The 18,411-nt window shown below is 36.3% G+C and carries 21 protein-coding genes; 9 read left to right on the top strand and 12 right to left on the bottom strand.

From position 1 onward, the window contains the following. Positions 1-14 precede the first annotated feature (14 nt). Both pdxH and anmK read right to left on the bottom strand, forming a co-directional pair. On the bottom strand, positions 15-668 hold the full coding sequence (pdxH, locus tag ABN236_RS03405; protein ID WP_069369294.1) for a pyridoxamine 5'-phosphate oxidase: 654 nt from the start codon (positions 666-668) through the stop codon (positions 15-17). Between the two features lie 43 nt (positions 669-711). Further along, a complete protein-coding gene (gene anmK, locus ABN236_RS03400; protein ID WP_349473372.1) occupies positions 712-1,824 on the bottom strand; it encodes an anhydro-N-acetylmuramic acid kinase in 1,113 nt (370 codons plus the stop codon). Between the two features lie 221 nt (positions 1,825-2,045). Between anmK and ABN236_RS03395 the strand changes: the two genes are divergently transcribed. After that, the gene (locus tag ABN236_RS03395; protein ID WP_075672187.1) at positions 2,046-2,513 is read left to right on the top strand and encodes an outer membrane lipoprotein; all 468 of its coding nucleotides are present in this window, start codon (positions 2,046-2,048) and stop codon (positions 2,511-2,513) included. 318 nt (positions 2,514-2,831) lie between these two features. Here the strand turns inward: ABN236_RS03395 and slyA are convergent, their stop codons facing one another. Continuing rightward, a complete protein-coding gene (gene slyA, locus ABN236_RS03390; protein WP_075674400.1) occupies positions 2,832-3,260 on the bottom strand; it encodes a transcriptional regulator SlyA in 429 nt (142 codons plus the stop codon). 450 nt (positions 3,261-3,710) lie between these two features. Next, on the bottom strand, positions 3,711-3,950 hold the full coding sequence (locus ABN236_RS03385) for a DUF1289 domain-containing protein (protein WP_102949513.1): 240 nt from the start codon (positions 3,948-3,950) through the stop codon (positions 3,711-3,713). Positions 3,951-4,135: 185 nt separating this feature from the next. Here ABN236_RS03385 and gloA point away from each other — a divergent pair, with 185 nt between their 5' ends. Beyond that, positions 4,136-4,543: a lactoylglutathione lyase gene (gene gloA, locus ABN236_RS03380; RefSeq protein ID WP_036937247.1), complete on the top strand. Its 408-nt coding sequence runs from the start codon at positions 4,136-4,138 to the stop codon at positions 4,541-4,543. Positions 4,544-4,638: 95 nt separating this feature from the next. Further along, positions 4,639-5,277 carry a ribonuclease T gene (gene rnt, locus ABN236_RS03375; protein ID WP_075673239.1) on the top strand — a complete coding sequence of 213 codons (639 nt, stop codon included), beginning with the start codon at positions 4,639-4,641 and terminating at the stop codon, positions 5,275-5,277. A 124-nt stretch (positions 5,278-5,401) separates the two neighbouring features. Here the strand turns inward: rnt and ABN236_RS03370 are convergent, their stop codons facing one another. Together ABN236_RS03370 and ABN236_RS03365 are read right to left on the bottom strand one after the other, a co-directional pair. Continuing rightward, positions 5,402-5,743, bottom strand: coding sequence for a Grx4 family monothiol glutaredoxin (locus ABN236_RS03370; RefSeq protein WP_006537039.1), 342 nt, complete (start codon positions 5,741-5,743; stop codon positions 5,402-5,404). A gap of 355 nt (positions 5,744-6,098) precedes the next feature. Continuing rightward, positions 6,099-6,563 carry an OB-fold protein gene (locus tag ABN236_RS03365; protein WP_088495746.1) on the bottom strand — a complete coding sequence of 155 codons (465 nt, stop codon included), beginning with the start codon at positions 6,561-6,563 and terminating at the stop codon, positions 6,099-6,101. Positions 6,564-7,113: 550 nt separating this feature from the next. Between ABN236_RS03365 and ABN236_RS03360 the strand changes: the two genes are divergently transcribed. Next, entirely contained in the window at positions 7,114-7,929 is an 816-nt protein-coding gene (locus tag ABN236_RS03360) for a sulfite exporter TauE/SafE family protein (RefSeq protein ID WP_270753060.1), read from the top strand. A 182-nt stretch (positions 7,930-8,111) separates the two neighbouring features. Here the strand turns inward: ABN236_RS03360 and ABN236_RS03355 are convergent, their stop codons facing one another. The 3 genes from ABN236_RS03355 to ABN236_RS03345 form a co-directional block, all read right to left on the bottom strand. Then, complete coding sequence (locus ABN236_RS03355; RefSeq protein ID WP_198624105.1) at positions 8,112-8,582, bottom strand: hypothetical protein; 471 nt, start codon at positions 8,580-8,582, stop codon at positions 8,112-8,114. 113 nt (positions 8,583-8,695) lie between these two features. Continuing rightward, the gene (locus ABN236_RS03350) at positions 8,696-9,055 is read right to left on the bottom strand and encodes a hypothetical protein (RefSeq protein WP_349473371.1); all 360 of its coding nucleotides are present in this window, start codon (positions 9,053-9,055) and stop codon (positions 8,696-8,698) included. 29 nt (positions 9,056-9,084) lie between these two features. After that, the gene (locus ABN236_RS03345) at positions 9,085-9,609 is read right to left on the bottom strand and encodes a hypothetical protein (RefSeq protein WP_349473370.1); all 525 of its coding nucleotides are present in this window, start codon (positions 9,607-9,609) and stop codon (positions 9,085-9,087) included. Positions 9,610-9,994: 385 nt separating this feature from the next. On the opposite strand from ABN236_RS03345, the gene sodB reads away from it, so the two are divergent. Then, positions 9,995-10,573, top strand: a complete 579-nt coding sequence (sodB, locus tag ABN236_RS03340; RefSeq protein WP_109372414.1) for a superoxide dismutase [Fe] — start codon at positions 9,995-9,997, stop codon at positions 10,571-10,573. Positions 10,574-10,710: 137 nt separating this feature from the next. Here sodB and cydH read toward each other — a convergent pair whose 3' ends face one another. Beyond that, positions 10,711-10,794 carry a cytochrome bd-I oxidase subunit CydH gene (cydH, locus tag ABN236_RS19325; protein ID WP_102949514.1) on the bottom strand — a complete coding sequence of 28 codons (84 nt, stop codon included), beginning with the start codon at positions 10,792-10,794 and terminating at the stop codon, positions 10,711-10,713. Between the two features lie 268 nt (positions 10,795-11,062). Here cydH and purR point away from each other — a divergent pair, with 268 nt between their 5' ends. Further along, complete coding sequence (gene purR, locus ABN236_RS03335) at positions 11,063-12,088, top strand: HTH-type transcriptional repressor PurR (RefSeq protein ID WP_023582340.1); 1,026 nt, start codon at positions 11,063-11,065, stop codon at positions 12,086-12,088. 26 nt (positions 12,089-12,114) lie between these two features. On the opposite strand, the gene punR is transcribed toward purR, so the two are convergent. After that, on the bottom strand, positions 12,115-13,017 hold the full coding sequence (punR, locus tag ABN236_RS03330) for a DNA-binding transcriptional activator PunR (RefSeq protein WP_088495752.1): 903 nt from the start codon (positions 13,015-13,017) through the stop codon (positions 12,115-12,117). A 118-nt stretch (positions 13,018-13,135) separates the two neighbouring features. Between punR and punC the strand changes: the two genes are divergently transcribed. Together punC and cfa are read left to right on the top strand one after the other, a co-directional pair. Beyond that, the gene (punC, locus tag ABN236_RS03325) at positions 13,136-14,353 is read left to right on the top strand and encodes a purine nucleoside transporter PunC (protein ID WP_088495753.1); all 1,218 of its coding nucleotides are present in this window, start codon (positions 13,136-13,138) and stop codon (positions 14,351-14,353) included. A gap of 305 nt (positions 14,354-14,658) precedes the next feature. After that, positions 14,659-15,813, top strand: a complete 1,155-nt coding sequence (cfa, locus tag ABN236_RS03320) for a cyclopropane fatty acyl phospholipid synthase (protein WP_088495754.1) — start codon at positions 14,659-14,661, stop codon at positions 15,811-15,813. A gap of 88 nt (positions 15,814-15,901) precedes the next feature. Here cfa and ABN236_RS03315 read toward each other — a convergent pair whose 3' ends face one another. Further along, positions 15,902-16,573 carry a riboflavin synthase subunit alpha gene (locus ABN236_RS03315; RefSeq protein ID WP_194952370.1) on the bottom strand — a complete coding sequence of 224 codons (672 nt, stop codon included), beginning with the start codon at positions 16,571-16,573 and terminating at the stop codon, positions 15,902-15,904. A 313-nt stretch (positions 16,574-16,886) separates the two neighbouring features. Between ABN236_RS03315 and ABN236_RS03310 the strand changes: the two genes are divergently transcribed. After that, the gene (locus ABN236_RS03310) at positions 16,887-18,260 is read left to right on the top strand and encodes an MATE family efflux transporter (protein WP_102949515.1); all 1,374 of its coding nucleotides are present in this window, start codon (positions 16,887-16,889) and stop codon (positions 18,258-18,260) included. The last annotated feature ends 151 nt before the right edge of the window (positions 18,261-18,411 follow it).

The following is an 18,411-nucleotide window of genomic DNA, read 5'->3' as shown; positions in this document are numbered from 1 at the left end:
TTATTAACACACTATTAAGGTGCTAATCGCTCAATGTCCCATCCTTGTGGTGATTTTTGGTAGATAAAGCGATCGTGCAGACGATTTTCTCGTCCTTGCCAAAATTCAACAGAATCAAATGTCACACGATATCCACCCCAGAAACTCGGTAATGGCACTTCTCCATTTTGGAATTTCTGTTTTAATTCCAAAAACTTACTTTCTAACACGCCTCTTGCGGAAATGCGAGAAGACTGTTGAGAAGCCCAAGCCGCAATTTGACTATCTTTAGGGCGGCTATGGAAATATTTAATCACTTCAATAGGAGAAAGTTTTTCTGCTTTCCCTAAAAAGCAAACTTGTCTTTCTAAGGGATACCAAGGAAATAATAAACTGACTCGTTGATTGTGCTCTAAATGACTCGCCTTGCGACTGCCCAAGTTGGTGTAAAAGACTAAACCATGTTCATCGAAGTGTTTTAATAACACGATACGTTGATAAGGTTGCCCATTTTCATCAACTGTTGCGACACACATTGCAGTAGGATCACTCAAACGCGCTTCACAAGCCTGTTTTAGCCACTTTTCAAACAAAACTAATGGCTGTTCAGTTAATTCATGACGTCGTAGTCCACCGTTCATATATTCACGGCGTAAATCAGCAACATCAATAAAATCAAGTTCTGTCATTTTTCACTCTCTCTTTTGAGAAACTGCGTTCAGCATATCACGCTTAACGAGGATTTGTAGGGTAAATCGCCCCTAAAACGGTTTCTCTTGATGCCCCTGTTACAGAAGGCAAATTCCCTGATTCATTTGCAATAGTACGCGCAGCTAACCAAGCAAATGCCAACGCTTCCATATCATCGCCACTTAAACCATATTTATCCGTTGTCGTGACTTCTGTACCCGGTAATAATGAAGCTAAACGATGCATAATTTGCCCATTTCGTGCCCCACCACCACAAACGAGTAAACGTTCACATCCACCGTTTAGTTGGATCTGTTGCACAATACTTATCGCGGTTAATTCAACTAGAGTTGCTTGTACATCTTCAGGAAAAACATTAGGTACTCTTGCTAAATGGTAATTTAACCATTGTGTATTGAAATATTCTCGCCCTGTGCTTTTAGGTGCTGAACGCGAAAAGTAAGTATCCGAAAGCATATCTTTCAATAGAGTTGGATTTACAGTGCCAGTAGCAGCCCATTTACCATTATCATCATAAGGTGTTTGGTTATGGATCCAATTCCAGCTATCTAATAGCATATTTCCAGGGCCTGTATCGTAGCCTTTAACTGCAACACCAGGTAATAACAATGAAATATTGGCGATACCACCAATATTTAAAATAATACGTTTTTCAACAGAATGCCCTAATACAGCAAGATGAAAAGCAGGTACTAAAGGTGCGCCTTGTCCGCCGTAAGCAATATCTCTGCGACGGAAATCACCAACCGTCGTAATTCCTGTTAAGGCAGCAACACGGTTATTGTCACCAATTTGCATAGTAAATGGCATATCACTTTCTGGCTCATGCCAAACGGTTTGTCCATGACATCCTATCGCCGTAATATCACTCGCACTAAGTTTTACTTTTGCGAGTAACTCTATAATTGCTTGCGCATAAAGTTCACCCAATTGCGCATCTAATAGGCCGATTTCATGCAAGGTAGTAGATTGCCCTTGGCAAATAGCTAAAATTCGTTGGCGTAGATTTTGTGGATAAGGCAGAAAGTGATTTTCTTGTTGTGCAACGAACTTATTATTGATTGCAGCTAATACAACATCAACACCATCTAAGCTTGTGCCAGACATCACGCCAATGTACCGCCCTGCTATCATGTTCTTTTCCTTATAATCAAGATGATGCAAATTTTTAACATATAATGTTATATTCTCTTTTTTCAGAAATCTCTTCTGTTTTTACTATCGGCCTTTACTATATAGTAAGCTATATATTATTAAAATCAGTGTCGACATACGCAAAAAACGAGCTATAACTGATACTAGATAACATTGGTATAATCTGAGCAACTCACCTCAGGTTTTCTTTAGGAGTGACTATGTTTAAGCATTTACTTATTGGTCTTTTTACAATGACTGTACTTACTGGTTGTGTGAATACAAATTCACTATCCGGTGACACTTACACCGCAAGCCAAGCAAAACAAGCTCAAAATATTACTTATGGTACAGTGGTTTCTGTACGTGCAGTGAATATTCAAGCAGGTAGCGATGAGAATATTTTAGGTGCGATTGGTGGTGCCGTTCTCGGCGGTATGTTAGGTAACACAGTAGGTGGTGGTACAGGCCGTAACCTTGCAACAGCTGCTGGTGCAATTGCTGGTGGTATGGCGGGACAACAAGCACAAGGCGCATTAAACACCACTAAGGGTGTTCAAATTGAAGTTCGTTTAGATAGTGGTAGAACTGTCGCTATCGTTCAAAAAGCAGATAATACTGTTTATAGTCAAGGTCAACGTGTTGCCGTTATCGGTAACGGAAATAACTTAACTGTTTCTCCTCGCTAATAATTAGCAATTAGCAACAAAAAACAGGCAACATTAAAGTTGCCTGTTTTATTTTATGACTCAATAATAAGTAACGTTAAGAGAGAGCAAATATATAATCTAGCTATTACAATTCAAAATATATAATGATTATGTTATATACGCGTCATATTTCAAGTTTCAGTGTTGTTGACATAGTTTACTCACACCAGTTATATGTTTTATATTTCCCAGTGACTCATTCACTTGTTATCTAGCTGAGTACTGAATTATTCAGAATATAGTTATCACCATATAATTAATATCATTTAAATAGAATATATATTAAATTTGAAATTATTAGTCATTTAGCCTATTTATATTTTTTTCTAATTTTTTGATTGTACCTATTAACCTTTCGATTTCTTCTAGTTGGATACCACCTAATATCTCTCGTCTCGTTTTTTCTATAACGGTATAAACCTCATTAATAAAAGGTTCAGATTCTTTTGTTAATTTTATACGTTTTGCTCTGCGATCATTTGCACATGTATGCCGACAAATCAGTTTTTTTTCTTCCAGTTGATCTAAGGTTCTCACTAAAGACGGTTGCTCGATTCCTATTGCTTTTGCCAATTGGATTTGTGACTGCTCTGGAGGTAATTGGCTGATATTATACAAAGTAACCCAATGGGTTTGGGTTAATTTTAATGGTTTGAGACGATGATCAATTAAAGCACGCCATAACCGAACTAAACGCGCTAAATCAGCTCCTAATGTTGATTCCACTTATCTCTCCTTAATTAGCATTTTCAGTCAACTTATTACAAAGTTTAGATATTCATTTTTAATACAATATTTACCTATTCTTTTTAATTAAAACATTACCTTTAATAACTAATATAGTTATAATCCTATTTATTAGATAAGTAATTATTTTCCAGATATAATTAAACCATTTCTTTCTAGCAACGAAAGTCCATAAAGAATAACCTTGTTATAAAAACTAATCTATATTTTTTTACATAATAATTATTATTATTTTAAACTCAACACTAAAAAACAAGAAAATAGCATTATTATCAAACAGTTAAAAATAAATAACCAGAATAACACTTTAAAGTTATAACTTTATATTAATAAAGAAAAAATAATAAACCACATAACTACAATAAATAACAATAATGAATTAAAAAGATAGTTAATTATTATTTTAATATTAAAAAATAATTGGAATATTTAAAATAAATTGAGTTGATCATTCTCTTTTTCAATTGCGGAACCCATTTTTTTTAATGATCTTAAATAACGTTGCTGACAAAGTCGCAATATATTTCTTTTCTCATGTTGATTCATTGTTGACCAATTAAACCGCTCTTGACGGCTGCGATAGCACCCCACGCAATATCCTTGCGCATTCATTTCGCAACGTCCAATACAAGGACTAGGAATATCAAAAAATTCTAATTGTTCTTGCATTTGATTTTCCCTCCCTATTGTTTGTTACAATAGAGTATAGTTAATAGAGATATTATCTGCACAACATGATTTATTGAACTGTTAAAGGCGTAGTAAAATTGAACTTTAGGGCTTTAACGCGTTATAGTACTCCGCCATCAGTTTATCTGTAGGGTTTAATCATTAAAAAAACACAAGAGGTTTATATGCGAGTACTTCATACCATGATCCGAGTGGGCGATTTACAACGTTCTATCGACTTTTATACCAAGGTTTTAGGTATGCAACTTCTACGCACTAGCGAGAATGAGGAATATAAATACTCGTTAGCTTTTGTTGGTTATGGTGATGAAAGCACAGGTGCGGTTATTGAGTTAACCTATAACTGGGGTGTAAATAGCTACGAAATGGGAACTGCTTTTGGGCATGTAGCATTAGGTGTTGATGATGTTGCTGCAACCTGTGAAGCCATTCGTCAAGCTGGCGGTAATGTTACCCGTGATGCTGGCCCAGTAAAAGGTGGCTCAACAATTATTGCTTTTGTTGAAGATCCTGATGGATACAAAATCGAGCTCATCGAAAACAAAAGTGCAAGTCACGCTCTAGGTAACTAATTTTTATTAAAACCAGAAAGATAACATGTTTATCTTTCTGGCCTTACTGATTATCAATTTCCGATATTCTATTTTTGTCGGATAAGTACAACTTAATGCCTGATATAAATAATCCCAATAAGCTTTGTAACCGTTTTCGGGGTTACTACCCTGTTGTCATTGATGTTGAAACAGGTGGATTTAATGCGAAAACAGACGGTTTACTTGAAATCGCCGCTATTACATTAAAAATGGATGAACAAGGTTGGCTAAAACCGGACAACACATTACATTTTCATGTCGAACCCTTTGAAGGGGCTAATCTAGAGCCGGCAGCCTTAGAATTTACAGGTATTGATCCAACCAATCCTTTACGTGGTGCAGTCAGTGAATATGAAGCCTTTCATGCCATTTTTAAAATGGTACGTAAAGGAATGAAAGATGCAGACTGTAATCGCGCCATTATTGTGGCGCATAATGCAAATTTTGATCACAGCTTTGTAATGGCTGCGGCTGAGCGTGCCGGATTAAAACGTAACCCTTTTCACCCTTTTGCCACCTTTGATACAGCGGCTTTAAGTGGATTAGTATTAGGGCAGACAATTTTGGCTAAAGCCTGTATCACTGCTGGCATTCCCTTTGATAGCAAATTAGCGCATGGCGCGTTATACGATACAAATCGTACATCATTACTTTTTTGTGAATTAGTTAACCGCTGGAAAAAGCTTGGTGGATGGCCATTACCTACACCTTAAAGTCATGGTGTCTCAGGTACATTTATGAATAACAGAAAAAAGCCAGTTCAACGAATTGAACTGGCTTTTTTATTGAAGATCACACTATTTTCATACGTTCCAATACTGAAACGATAAAATTTAATTACTGTGCTTCTTCTTCACCACGATACTTATCAGCAGTCTCTTTTAATAACTTCTGTAATTCACCGCGCTGATACATTTCTAAAATGATGTCACATCCACCGACTAATTCACCATCTACCCATAATTGTGGGAAAGTTGGCCAGTGTGCATATTTTGGTAATTCTGCACGAATATCTGGGTTTTGCAGGATATCAACATACGCAAAACGCTCACCACAAGCAGAGATAGCTTGAACTGCCTGAGCAGAAAAACCACAACTTGGTAATTTTGGAGAACCTTTCATGTATAAAATAATTGGGTTTTCATTGATCTGGCGTTCAATTTTTTCAATAGTCGTCATTTGTAAGTCCTTACAGCCTTTTATATTCGATATGCTTTATAGGGGAAAACATGAAAGAAGAATACCACTTTATATTAGAAACCTCTATATAAGTTTAGTTATCGATATAAAACAATAGGTTGGTACTAAACCACAGTATTATTGATGAGAAAATATACAATAAAACATAAAAAATAAATCAATACGTTACAGATGTTTATGAGTATGTTTTATCTTATTATTTTATCTCTTACTACCGACACAATCACTGACTAAAACGTTAAGAAGAATAAAAAGCCTCAATTAAGAGGCTGAGAGCATTTCAATTAAGAAAATCGTCAATGCTCGAATCGATTGGTTCAATTTAAGTAACTTATTACTGTATGGTTCCGTTTTCTAAAAGGATCAAACAACCCAATGCATCAGTAATATCGCTTATCTCACCTTTTATTTTTGCAGTTTGTCCTTTCTTAATTTTAAGAACATTATCTTCTTCACTTGGTTTTAAAGTATATGAAGCACTGGCTTTATTATTAAATGAAATAGCAACAACTTTCGGTGGTGTTGGTTTATAGAGGTCGTATCTGACTACTTCTTCCAAACTTGCGATAGTGGTCACTCTTCCCTCTAAAATAACCCACTTTCCTCTCCATTTTTTCTTCGCAGCAATCTCATTATCACTAAAGTCCTTACATATTCCTGCATAAGTCGCTTCAGTGACTGGAGATTCCATCGATGGAACTATTTGGTTTACAGCACTATTAACAGAACGTATTGCCTCGTTTATTTTACACCCTGATAATAATGTGATTATAGATAGTAATAACACCGTCTTCTTCATACAAATTCCTTTATAAAGTCAAAAAAAGATAGATAAAATATAAATCCAATAAGATAAAAATCTATTTTAATTAAATAAAACAACGCCCTCGCCAACATTATGGATAAATGTATGACTCTTTCTAAATTGCTTAATATTTTGATCTGACAGTATAGATCATGAAAAATAGTACTATAACTTTTCGTTATCTTATTTTAAATAAGAAAAATCTTGCCACCCTAGGCTTCCATAAATAAATAAATAAAAACAAGCTAGTCATATTCCGATTTATTCTCCCTATAAAATTAATATAATTATTTTTAGCTTATAGTTTAAAAGTAGAATTTATTATAAAAGCCAATATTAAATATTTAATTTATTTCTTTATTTGAATTATATTTAGCTATATATTCTTTAGTATTAAAAAAGTAGCAAGAAAAGAAATAACAATTTTCATATCAAAATCAATACATTAAATTTCATAATCTATACATTAAGATAAAACGCTACCTTCTTAAAAGGATATAATGTATAAAAATGAGTTTGTTATAAACCCTGATGAGAATTAACCATGGACATGATTTTGCTGTTTCTTTTAGTGGGATGTATCACCGGCTTTTTTGCTGGGCTACTTGGCATAGGAGGCGGTGCAATCATTGTTCCGGTGGTGATGTATGTAGTCAGTCAACAAGCTATTCCAACAGATATGGTGATGAAAATTGCCTTATCTACCTCATTCTCTGTCATTATATTTTCCACAGCATCTTCAGCGTATTCCCATAACAAACATAAAGCCATTTTATGGCAGCAATTTCCTTTATTATCTATTGGCACCATCATTGGTATGCTTGTGGGGACATTTCTGGTACAAAAAATGTCAAATACGATATTGCAAATCGTGTTCTGTATTTTCATGGTATATACCATCTATGGATTATTAACTAAAAAGAAAGAAGCAGAACGCATTGAAAATGTGAAAGATCCTATTGTTTCAAAAACAGCGTTAACAAGTGGCGGCTCTTTAATTGGTTTTATATCCAGCTTTATCGGTATTGCTGGCGGTACTATCACGATTCCTCTTTTAAGCCATTGGGGATTTAATACACGTAAATGTATTGCAACCTCTTCAATGATTGGTGTCATCATTGCTTCCATAGGCACAATCATGGGGATTATCTATGGCTGGAATCAAACGAATATTAATGACTATTACTTCGGCTTTATCTATTTACCTGCCTTTATTGGAATAAGCATTACTAGCGTACTCTTCGCACCTGTCGGTGTAAAAGTTGCTTATCGCCTACCGATCCCTAGAGTTCGCCAAATATTTGCATTATTTCTATTCTTAGTTGTAGTGAAAATGATGTATACGCTTATTACAGGGTAAGCAAGTGATCTGAAAATCATATTCCGTTAAATTATTCTATACAAACAATACTAAAATCTAATATTTATAATAGTATTAGATTTTAGTAAGTTAGAGTATTTATAGATAAGATAAAATGGACGAGTCTTATTAGGTAATCTTCACCTAATTAAAATAAATATATTTAAGTATCACGGATAGCTTTATTCTTTTCTCACTTTAACTTGTAAAGCAAAAACAGGGTCCGTTGTACCACACATAGTACGCCCTACTGTGGCTTTTATTTTTATCCGTACATTGCCACTTTTAGGTGCTGTTCCCTGTAAACGAGCAAAAATGATAGGACGCTCTTCTTGGCGTATGACATGCTTTTGCCAATCTTCATGTGTAATAAGAGAAAGCCACTCCCCATCTTTATTTTTCACCATTAATGTCACAGTAACCCATTCTGGGTTTTCCACAATATAATATGGGGCTAAACCAGAAAATACGCCAATTTCAACCTGTTGATCATAATTTTGATTAACAATAGCTTCCGGCATATAGATTTTTTCTTGCGATTCTGACGGTGTCAATAAAATACTGGTACTACATGCAATGCCATAGAACATGCCACAACCATTTAGCACACTACAAAAAATAAGTAGAAATAGACTCTGGACTAATCGTTTCATAGAAAAATACTTGAAAATAATACTTCCGTGCATGCTTTTATCACTCCCTTGAAAAAACTTAAACTATTGTCGGCAAATTTAAGTCAACCCTTATATCATCTCAAATATCATTTTTATTGTTTAGCATTAAATACCGTTCCTTGCTGCCAATCAAGGACTGAGATCCCCATTTTATTTGCTAATTCAATAACAACTGGAAGAGCTTCATCTACTTTAGAGTAAACAAAACCAATAACTGGGATTTTGGTCATAAAGTTATTAATTAAAGGCCCATCACACCACACACTATCATCTATTTCATCATCGGGTAATTCGCAAAGGCATGGATATAGATGAGAAATTTCTTGATAAAAATGCAACATTGATGGGCTTAATTCCTGAATATCTTCATCTTCATATTTTTCAAAGTATTCACACGCTTTTTCAAAATCATTCGGAATAGGAAAATCAAATAGTGCAATATTATAACTCATTTTAACTCCTACACTCTATTTACGTAAATTCAATCTAAAATATCGCTACTACGATAAATATATAAATAATAAGGCTTATGTGAATACATTATTTCTATGTTCCCTTCTTTAGCCTCAATATTCTCTATTTCAGAAAATACAAATGTTTTATTCTCACTTAATGACTCATATTCGATTATCTCTAATTCCTTGCAGTTATTTACCGAAGCTAACAATGCTTTTTTATCCTTAACTAAAGGATAAATATTTTTCATTTTCTGAGCTAAAATATCACAAACAGAGTCGATGTCATTGCCACCAAAATAGGATAGATTTACGCCGATTAACTTACCCTTATAAAATTTTAATGCATTTCTATCAGAGTCTTTATCAAACGGAGGCTCATTATTAAAAAAACAAGTGATAATATCTTCCTTTGTTTCACACTCGCCATTTTTTATAAAAGGAATATCATCAATTGATCTTCCAAAATCTAATTTCAAAGGTTCATTACTTTTAAATCCAAACCCAGATAAAAATATTATCATGCCAATAGCTATAAATATTTTTTTCATATTTGTACATTCCTTTGAGAATAAATTTGTTACGATGTATCAATTGTAGTCTCTTACCCCAATCCATCCAAACTAGGTGACGCTATTAAATCATATTAATAGAATAAAATTTACTCTCTCCTTTTTTGCTTCTCTCATTACAAATGCACTTTTGCTACTTTACGTACAGGCAAGAGGGATATACTCTTATGAGTATAATTAATCTATATGGCTTATAACTATAGATAAAAGATATTTAGCTGTTATTTCAGCGGATTTTTGTTAAAATAATTAGCAAAATAGTAACAACTTAGTGATTCATTTGCCTCATTCTATCAATTCAAATGATTTTGATTGAATGATTTCAGGCACAAAACCCGAAATAGATAGTTTAAAGGAGTACGCAATGTCTTTCGAATTACCAAAATTACCTTATGCGTTAGATGCTCTTGAGCCACACATCTCTAAAGAAACTTTAGAATATCACTACGGCAAACACCACCAAACCTATGTAACCAATTTAAATAATCTGGTTAAAGGCACTGATTTAGAAAGCAAATCTTTAGAAGAAATCATCAAATCTACTGATGGTGGTATCTTTAATAATGCTGCTCAAGTATGGAACCACACTTTCTACTGGAACTGCTTAGCACCCAATGCAGGTGGCGCACCAACAGGTAAAGTTGCTGATGCTATCAACAAAGCATTTGGCTCTTTTGAAGAGTTCAAAAAGCAATTTAATGATGCAGCAGCTAAAAACTTCGGTTCAGGTTGGACTTGGTTAGTGAAAAAAGCTGACGGTTCAGTTGCAATTGTTAACACCTCTAATGCTGCAACTCCAGTTTCAGGTGCAGACAAACCACTGTTAACAGTAGACGTATGGGAACATGCTTACTACATCGACTACCGTAATGCGCGCGTTAAATATTTAGAAGAGTTCTGGGCACTGGTTAACTGGTCATTTGTTGAAGCTAACCTTGCTTAATTGAGCTTGATAATCAAAGGTGAGTGATTGAGATTCATTTTTGGTGACAAAATAACAAAGGGCCTTGAGCCCTTTGTTATATTCAGATATTCGATAATCTATTATTTAAATTGATCGGATATTCTATAAAGCAGTGATTAGAACATCATAGTAGAAAATAAAACGATCATAACAAGCGCTGCTACTGCTGTACTCAAACCAAATTTCAGATCCGTATCCATCTATTTCTCCCTCAAAATGATTATAATACACATTTTTAACCATAACCTTGTCATGGTTAATTATTATCACATATCAAAATTTGCTAAAATAGCGACCAGTGCACAATTTATAACATTGATTAATACTTTCACTTTTGAGCTAGATCATACAAAATTCACAGCTAATCGCTAAATTATTGCCAGTGTTTGCCCTATGTATGACTATACTGGCAGTTAAACCATAAAATTAGATAAAAGAGACCAATGAAGGTCAGGAGTTTTCCACACCATGGCAACAATAAAAGACGTGGCAAAACGCGCAGGCGTATCAACCACGACTGTTTCTCATGTGATCAACAAAACACGTTTTGTTGCTGAGAACACACGGGCAGCAGTTTGGGCCGCTATAAAAGAATTAAATTATTCGCCTAGTGCCGTTGCGCGTAGTTTAAAAGTCAATCACACCAAATCTATTGGCCTGTTAGCCACGTCCAGTGAAGCTCCTTACTTTGCTGAAGTGATTGAAGCTGTTGAAAATAGTTGTTACAGCAAAGGCTACACACTGATTTTATGTAATTCACATAATAACCTCGATAAACAAAAAGCCTATTTAGCGATGCTGGCACAAAAACGTGTTGATGGATTATTAGTCATGTGTTCTGAATATCCCGATCACCTTCTTACTCTTTTAGAGGGCTATCGTAATATTCCAATGGTTGTCATGGATTGGGGTAAGGCACGTGGCGACTTTACAGATACCATTATCGATAACGCATTCCATGGTGGTTATATTGCAGGTCGTTACCTTATTGAACGCGGTCATCGTGATATTGGTATTATCCCTGGTCCATTAGAACGTAATACAGGTGGTGGTCGCTTACAAGGTTTCTTAAAAGCCATGGAAGAAGCAAAAATCACAGTCAAAGACGAATGGATTGTACAAGGCGACTTCGAGCCAGAATCTGGTTATAAAGCTATGTACCAAATGCTAAACCAAAAACATCGCCCTACTGCTGTTTTTTGTGGAGGTGATGTTATGGCGATGGGCGCAATTTGTGCCGCAGATGAACTTGGTCTGCGTGTTCCTTTTGATATTTCTATTGTTGGCTATGACAATATTCGTAATGCACGTTATTTTACGCCTGCACTAACAACCGTCCACCAGCCAAAAGAACGTCTAGGTCAAATGGCATTATCGATGCTCCTTGATCGTATCGTCAATAAACGCGAAGACGCCCAAACAATCGAAGTTCATCCACGATTAGTTGAGCGCCGTTCAGTTGCTGACGGTCCTTTTATCGACTACCGTCGCTAATTCATATTTATTTAACTATCTGATTTCTAGCGAAGCCATTCCTCATTTAAGGTTTGGCTATCTCCAAGATAATCTAACAACCATGTCAAAGCGGGCGATTCACTTTTATCGACCCACGTCAGGCAGCATGGGCTGTCTGGCAATGGTTGTGCCAGTTGTAAAGTCACCAGCTTACCTTGTTCAATTAAAGGTTCAGCACGGTGCCAAGGCACCATTCCAACGCATAATCCCGCTAACAAACATTCAAGCCCCATATCCCATGTCGGAACAACCATTCTGCGCTGATTATTTAGCGCCCAAGTGTCACGCTTTGGTAAACTGCGTGAGGTATCCTCTAAACATAAACTTGGATAAGGCCGCATTTCATCATCCGTTAATGGATGTTGTGCTTTCGCTAAAGGGTGATCAACATGGCAAACACAGCGCCAAGGCATAAATCCCATATCTCTAAAGCTATAACGTTCACCGATTGGTGAGGCTCTTGTTGCACCAATGGCTAAATCAACACGACCATTAACTAAGGAGTCCCATACGCCATTAAACACTTCAGGGTAGACATACAGTTCTATATCCGGAAAATGGCGGTAGAAATCGAGAATAAGTTGTTGTGTTCTTTCAGGTTTAACAATGCCATCAACTGCTATACTAAATTGACCGCGCCATCCATTAGAAACTTGTTGACAAAGATGTCGAGTGTCATTCATTTTTTTGATAACAGATCGTGCTTCTTTGATGAAAATTTTACCTGCGTCGGTTAATTCTACATCACGATGACGACGCTCAAACAAAGGAACGGCAAGCCATTCCTCTAATTGCCGAACTGTGTAACTAACGGCGGATGGCACTCTGTGCAATTCTTGAGCAGCCGAGCTAAAACTTCCTGTTCTTGCGACTGCATCAACAACTTCTAAAGAGTATTCTGACCACATAGAGTTTATTCCTTTGAAAATTTTTCACAGCATTAACCAAATATTCCCGTTTCACAAGTAAAATAGGTCTTAGTTACAATACATAAAATGTTCTACATCACATAGCATAGAAAATAAAATGAATTCTAAAACATCCACACAATCAAAAACACCTATGAGCTTTATGGTGTACCTAGCTGGTTTGAGTATGCTAGGTTACTTAGCTATTGATATGTACTTACCTGCATTTGGTATGATGCAGCGTGAACTCTCTATCAGCGAAGGTGCTATTAGTAATAGCTTAAGTATCTTTTTATTTGGTTTTGCTGTTGCTCAGTTACTTTGGGGACCACTTTCTGACAAAGTAGGTCGTAAACCTATTCTTCTTATTGGTTTAAGCCTTTTCTCTTTAGGCTGCCTTGGTATGCTGTGGGTTGAAAGTGCAACTGGCTTACTTGCTATGCGCTTCCTACAAGCTTTCGGCGTCTGCTCTGCTGCTGTTATTTGGCAAGCTCTTGTCATCGACCGTTTTGATGAATCTCGCGCTCAGCACGTTTTTGCTTTAATTATGCCACTAGTTGCATTATCACCAGCACTTGCGCCTTTAATCGGCGCATCGTTATTAGATCACGGTGGCTGGCGTATGATTTTTATGCTGTTAATGGCAGTAACATTAGTTCTAATGTTACCGACACTAATGCTAAAAAACATTAAACAAAAATCAGTTACAGATGCAAACCAATCTTCAGCATCATTTATGACTTTACTAAAATCCCCTCTCTACACAGGTAACGTATTAGTTTACGCTTCTTGTAGTGCAGGTTTTTTTGCTTGGTTAGCTGGCTCACCAATCATTCTTGAAAAGATGGGCTACTCTCCTCAGGATATCGGTTTAAGTTATATTCCACAAACTATTGCATTTATGGTGGGTGGTTATGGTTGTCGTATTTTACTGTCAAAAATGACAGGTAAAACACTGCTGCCACTGTTATTAATTGGTTATGCTGTCAGTATGACTGCGTTATACCTTGTTGCTAAATTTACTGAACCAACATTAACAACTATTTTAATTCCGTTCTGTATTATGGCTGCAATGAATGGTGCTTCTTATCCAATCGCAGTATCTAATGCTTTATCCGCTTATCCTGAAATCAGTGGTAAAGCTGCTGCGTTACAAAATGCGCTTCAACTAGGTCTTTGCAGCTTAGCGAGTTTTATTGTCTCTGCATTTATCAGCCAACAACCTTTGATTAACACCACGGCAATTATGGCGTTAACAGCAATCCCAATGGCAGTTGGTTACTTTATTCAGCGCAATAAATCTGTTACCAAACACACAGTTCAAACCGCAGAATAATCGCGCTCCTTCTTTTAAGAATCATCTTAAAAAGGCCATTTTATAAAAAATGGCCTTTTTCTTTTCTAGAGAAAAATATTCTACATCTCTATACTTACCTATACGCTATAATAGCGTTTTATTTATTTTTCTTTCGGATTTTGAGACATTAAACAGATTATTCGCTGATTATGTCAGATTAGTTGTCTTATTAATTCTATTCGTTCAATTCAGACTGAACACAATACCATTTTAATACTGTCAATCTGCACACATCCTTTCTTAGCTTTATGTCTCAAAACCCGCTTAGTTTACGCGGAGAGTATATGAGTACATCTTGTGTAGAAGAAGGCCGAAAGACCTCCAACGATCCTTATAAAAAGATCGCAATAGAACTGTTAGCTCATGCTGATATTCGAGTTAATGGCTCAGAACCTTATGATATTCAGGTTCATAATCAAAATTTTTATAAAAGAGTATTACAGCAAGGCTCATTAGGTCTCGGCGAAAGTTATATGGATGGTTGGTGGGATTGTGAACGATTAGATATATTCTTTCATAAAGTTTTACGTGCTGGTCTTGAAAATAAGCTCCCGCAAAACCTACGCGATATTTTCAAGATTGCGACAGCCCGCCTTTTTAATCTGCAAACACAAAAACGTGCTTGGATGGTAGGTAAAGAGCATTACGACCTTGGTAATGATCTATTTACTGCCATGCTTGATCCTAATATGCAATATTCCTGTGGTTACTGGAAAAATGCAGATAATTTAACTCAGGCTCAAGAACATAAATTAGATTTAATTTGCCGAAAATTAGATTTAAAACCGGGAATGACCTTGTTAGACATCGGCTGTGGTTGGGGTGGACTTGCAGGCTATGCAGCCAAACATTTTGGCGTTTCTGTAACGGGAGTCACTATTTCTGTTGAACAGCAAAAACTTGCACAAGCCCGATGCCAAGGACTTGATGTTAATATTATTTTAGAAGACTATCGTGATTTACATGAAAAGTTTGATCGCATAGTTTCAGTAGGTATGTTTGAGCATGTAGGACCTAAAAATTATGCCACTTATTTTGATGTGGTTCGTCGTAATTTAAAGGAAGATGGTCTGTTTTTATTGCACACCATAGGTTCTAACCGCGACAAAGTAAATGTAGATAGCTGGATAAGCAAATATATCTTTCCTAATGGATGTTTACCGTCTATTCAAAAAATTGCTCATGCAATGGACAGTAAATTTGTAATGGAAGATTGGCATAACTTTGGCGCTGATTACGATAAAACACTAATGGCATGGTATCAGCGTTTTTTAGCCTATTGGCCAGATATTGAATCTAATTACACGCCACGCTTTAAACGTATGTTTAGTTATTATCTTAATGCCTGTGCGGGTGCATTTCGTGCCAGAGATATTCAGTTATGGCAAATTGTCCTAAGCCCTAAAGGTCATATTGGCGGTTTACAAATCCCTCGCTAATTATTCTTTTTATAAAAAGAGAAAAGCCAGTTTGATTGATAAACTGGCTTTTTCTTTGATTATCTTTTAAGAGCAACAACATTAATTATTAATTATGTGAAGCTTGTTCTTCATTTTCATTTTGTTGTGCTGCTAATAAAGCTTGTTGCTGTGCTTGTTGCGCCATAACGCGCTCTACTGTATCGACAATCGCTTGAGTTTGAGGATCAAGTTCAATATTGACTTTATCACCAAGGCGTTTGCGACCTAATGTCGTTCTATCGCGCGTTTCAGGAATTAAATGGACACAAAAACGGTTATTAACCACATCGCCCACAGTTAGGCTTATTCCATCAATACCAATAAAACCTTTGTGTAAAATGTACTTCATTAATGCTTTATCAAAGATACGAAACCAAATTTGTAAATTATTTTCTGATGTTATAATTTTGGCAACTTCGGCAGTTGTGACAATATGACCAGACATCACATGCCCGCCTATTTCATCACCGTATTTAGCCGCACGTTCAATATTTACTTCAGAACCGACTTTTAATTCACCAAGGTTAGTTAAACGTAATGTCTCTTTCACTAGATCAAAGCTAATATGTGTACCTTCAATTTTAGTGACCGTTAAACAGCAACCATTATTTGCAACAGAAGCACCTGTTTCTAAATTGCCGACTAACTCTTTGGGTAATTCAATGATATGGGTACGAAAATCGCCTTTATCTTCGATAGCAATAACCCGCCCTTTTCCCTGAACAATACCTGTAAACATCTTACATCTCCTTGGATCGATAAACTGGTAAACTCAATTTAGGCTTATGCTATTAAGGATAACATAGCTCGTATTAATACAAAGGAACAATTATCGTATTTATTCCTTGTCGAGGATTACCGTTAAATATAACGTAAAAACACCTAATAAATTATCAAAATCCTGTGCTTGAGAAGCTAAACTTATTTCGTTGCTAATTAAACTTTTATCATTAGAATAAGCGGTCTTGAGGATCTCTTTACGTCATTTTAACAATACGACGTTTGTTCTCTTCCTTTCCTTTCGTTTTCTTATAATAAATAAAGGTGTATGCGTGCAGAAGTACATAAGAGAAGCGCGTAGCTTACTTGCTCTCGGTATCCCCGTTATCATCGCGCAATTTTCCCAGACAGCAATGGGTGTCGTTGATACTGTCATGGCGGGTGCTGTAAATGCCACAGAAATGTCGGCGGTGGCAGTAGGTACGTCTATTTGGTTACCAACGATTTTATTAGGCCAAGGTATATTAATGGCATTAACCCCAATCGTTGCTCAATTAAATGGTTCCGGACAACGAAAACACATTGCTAATCGTACACAGCAAGGTTTTTGGCTCGCCACTTTCTTATCAATCATGGTAATTGCTATTCTTTATAACAGCCGTTTTATTATTGAAGCGCAACATGATATAGAACCCGAATTAGCCGAAAAGGCCATTGGATTTATTCATGCCATTATGTGGGGTGCACCTGGTTGCCTTTACTATCAGGTACTGAGAAGTCAATGTGAGGGATTATCTAAAACAAAACCTGGCATGATAATTGGTTTTGTTGGCCTATTAATTAATATCCCTGTTAACTACGCCTTTATTTACGGTAAATTTGGCGCCCCACAATTAGGGGGGATTGGTTGTGGTGTTGCAACGGCCTCTGTTTTCTGGGCGATGTTCTTAATGATGCGTTATTACGTGCGTCGAGCACCGACACAGCGTGATGTTATGCCAAAGAAACGTTTAGTCAGTCCTGATTTCCACACGATAAAACGTATTACGTTTTTAGGATTACCCGTTGGCTTAGCCTTATTCTTTGAGGTAACACTATTTGCCGTTGTTGCATTATTAGTTTCACCTTTAGGCGTTACTGCGGTTGCCAGTCATCAGATAGCACTTAACTTTAGTTCACTAATGTTTATGTTCCCTCTTTCATTGGGAATAGCAGCAACAATCCGTGTTGGTCATAACTTAGGGCAACGTTCCACAGAACAAGCACGTATTTCAGCCATTACAGCGCTTGCTGTTGGACTAATGTTGGCAAGTTGTACCGCGATTTTCTCTATTATCTTCAGAGAAAAAATCGCGTTAATGTATAACGATAATATTGAAGTGGTGACGTTAGCTTCCCATCTTATGTTATTCGCTGCGCTTTATCAGTTATCAGATTCTGTGCAAGTTATTGGCTCAGGTGTATTACGAGGTTATAAAGATACTCGTTCTATCTTCTTTATTACTTTTATTGCCTACTGGGTAATTGGACTACCTTCTGGTTATATATTAGGGCGTACTAATTACTTTGTTGAAGCGATGGGACCTGCTGGTTTCTGGATTGGCTTTATTTTAGGTTTAACTGCCTCAGCAATTATGATGGGTTCCCGCATTTGGTGGATCCAACGTCAATCTGATGAAGTGGTACTATTACGCTCAGAGCGTTAAACAGAAACGGTTATTTAGGCAAAGGAATGACACAAATATCAACAAATAGCTTTAAATACGAGCAGTTGAATATAAATTTGTGTTTTTCCTCTTGCCAGAATCGAATCATCTCGTTAATATTCGTCCCCGTTGTCACCTAATAGATAATGCG

This window comes from Proteus sp. fly-1013 (assembly GCF_040140245.1).
Taxonomy (GTDB): Bacteria; Pseudomonadota; Gammaproteobacteria; order Enterobacterales; family Enterobacteriaceae; genus Proteus; species Proteus mirabilis_B.
This window is presented reverse-complemented; position numbering and strand designations above follow the sequence as displayed.